Genomic DNA, 2,545 nt, shown 5'->3' on the forward strand with positions numbered 1-2,545 from the left:
CGCCCTGCCGCACCTGGCCAACTGGGACCTGGCCGGGGCCTGGGTCACCACCAGGCTGGAGACGCCCTTCACGACGGTCGCCGAGCGGCTGAAGCCCGAGACGCTCTACGACCGCTTCGTCGCCTACCGCGAGGGCCTCGGCATGGAGGTCCTGCCGCACAGCGGCGGCTCCGCCTTCGGCACCCTGGCCCGGCGGCTGCGCGACGGCGGCCTGGTCTGCCTGGTCGCCGACCGCGACCTGTCCGCCTCCGGCGTCGAGGTCGACTTCTTCGGCGAGCGGGCCCGGATGCCCGCGGGCCCCGCCCTGCTCGCCCAGCAGACCGGCGCCCTGCTGCTGCCCGTCACCCTCTGGTACGACGACTCGCCCGTCATGAAGGGCCGGGTGCATCCCCCGGTGGAGGTACCCGAGTCAGGTACCCGGGCCGAGAAGACGTCTGTGATGACACAGGCGCTGGCCGATGCCTTCGCCACCGGGATCGCCGATCACCCGGAGGACTGGCACATGCTCCAGCGGCTGTGGCTCGCCGACCTCGACCCCGCGAAGGGACCCTCGTGAGAATCGGGATCGTCTGCCCGTACTCCTGGGACGTGCCCGGTGGCGTCCAGTTCCACATCCGCGATCTCGCCGAGTACTTCATCCGCCTCGGCCACGAGGTCTCCGTGCTCGCGCCCGCCGACGACGACACCCCGCTGCCGCCGTACGTCGTCTCGGCCGGCCGCGCGGTCCCGGTGCCGTACAACGGCTCGGTGGCCCGGCTGAACTTCGGCTTCCTGTCCGCCGCGCGGGTGCGGCGCTGGTTGCACGAGGGCCGCTTCGACGTGGTCCACATCCACGAGCCGACCTCGCCCTCGCTGGGCCTGCTGACCTGCTGGGCCGCGCAGGGCCCGATCGTCGCGACCTTCCACACCTCCAACCCGCGCTCGCGCGCGATGATCGCCGCGTACTCGATCCTCCAGGCCGCCCTGGAGAAGATCAGCGCCCGCATCGCGGTCAGCGAGTACGCCCGCCGCACCCTGGTCGAGCACCTCGGCGGGGACGCGGTGGTCATCCCCAACGGGGTCGACGTGGACTTCTTCGCCGACGCCGAGCCCAGGCCGCAGTGGCAGGGCGACACCATCGGCTTCATCGGCCGCATCGACGAGCCCCGCAAGGGCCTACCCGTCCTCATGCGGGCGCTGCCGAAGATCCTGGCCGCCCGGCCGCAGACGCGGCTGCTGGTCGTGGGCCGCGGCGACGAGGAGGCCGCCGTCGAGGACCTGCCCGAGGAACTGCGCTCCCGCGTGGAGTTCCTCGGCATGGTCAGCGACGAGGACAAGGCACGCCTGCTGCGCAGCGTCGACCTGTACCTCGCGCCCAACACCGGCGGCGAGAGCTTCGGCATCATCCTGGTCGAGGCCATGTCGGCGGGCGCCCCCGTGCTCGCCTCCGACCTCGACGCCTTCGTGCAGGTGCTCGACCAGGGCAAGGCCGGCGAGGTCTTCGCCAACGAGGACGCCGACGCGCTGGCCGAGGCGGCCGTACGGCTGCTCGCCGATCCGGCGCGGCGGGCCGAACTGCGCGAGCACGGCAGCGCGCACGTGCGGCGGTTCGACTGGTCGACGGTCGGCGCGGACATCCTGTCCGTCTACGAGACGGTGACGGCGGGCGCCGCCGCGGTCGGGGCGGACGAGCGGACGACCGGGCTGCGGGCACGGTTCGGGCTGGCCCGGGAGTGACCCGGGGGCCGCGCACCGGCAGCCGATAGCCTTCCGCCGTGACCGCAACCCTCATCTGGATCCTCGTCGCGCTCCTGGCGATCGGCGTGTACCTGAGCTGGACGGCCGGGCGGCTGGACCGGCTGCACGTGCGGATGGACGCCGCCCGGGCCGCGCTCGACGCGCAGCTGCTGCGGCGGGCGTCCGTGGCCCAGGAACTCGCGACCTCCGGCGTGCTGGACCCGGCGGCCTCGATCGTGCTGTACGAGGCCGCGCACGCGGCCCGGCAGGCCGAGGAGGAGCAGCGGGAGGTCGCCGAGAGCGAGCTGAGCCAGGCCCTGCGCGCGGTGTTCGAGGAATCCGCGCAGGTGGAGGCCGTACGGGAGGCCCCAGGAGGCGAGGCGGCGGCCCATGAGCTGGCCGAAGCGGTCCGCAGGGTCCCGATGGCCCGCCGCTTCCACAACGACGCCGTGGGGGCCGCACGGCGGCTGCGCGAGCACCGCAAGGTCCGCTGGTTCCGGCTGGCCGGCCACGCCCCGTTCCCGCTGGCCTTCGAGATGGACGACGAGCCGCCGGCGGCCCTGGTGGAGCGGGCAGCCTGAGCGAGCGGGGCGGAACCACCCGGGAAAAGGATCCACCGGCTTGTCATTGGCCCTTGCTGTGGCCTGGTCTGCTCACGTTTCCTCTTGAGTGCACAAATCCTCTTCCCCATCAGTGAGGTCACCCGTGTCCACCATCGACAACCAGGCTCCCGAGACCGGCACCGCGCGTGTGAAGCGTGGCATGGCCGAGCAGCTCAAGGGCGGCGTGATCATGGACGTCGTCACTCCGGAGCAGGCGAAGATCGCCG

The 2,545-nt window shown here is 72.8% G+C and carries 3 protein-coding genes and 1 pseudogene; all 4 read left to right on the top strand.

Annotated features, from left to right (window positions below; all coding sequences use genetic code 11):
- A partial coding sequence (locus ACWEN3_RS45145; protein WP_452984083.1) for a phosphatidylinositol mannoside acyltransferase occupies window positions 1-556 on the top strand: 556 nt, incomplete at its 5' end.
- Entirely contained in the window at window positions 553-1,716 is a 1,164-nt protein-coding gene (locus ACWEN3_RS45150) for a glycosyltransferase family 4 protein (RefSeq protein ID WP_452984085.1), read from the top strand. The genes ACWEN3_RS45145 and ACWEN3_RS45150, both read left to right, overlap by 4 nt.
- Window positions 1,717-1,754: 38 nt before the next feature.
- The gene (locus ACWEN3_RS45155) at window positions 1,755-2,297 is read left to right on the top strand and encodes a hypothetical protein (protein ID WP_452984087.1); all 543 of its coding nucleotides are present in this window, start codon (window positions 1,755-1,757) and stop codon (window positions 2,295-2,297) included.
- 124 nt (window positions 2,298-2,421) lie between these two features.
- A pseudogene (locus tag ACWEN3_RS45160) lies at window positions 2,422-2,545 on the top strand (pyridoxal 5'-phosphate synthase lyase subunit PdxS); the annotation flags it as partial.

The organism is Streptomyces sp. NPDC004561 (assembly GCF_053602155.1).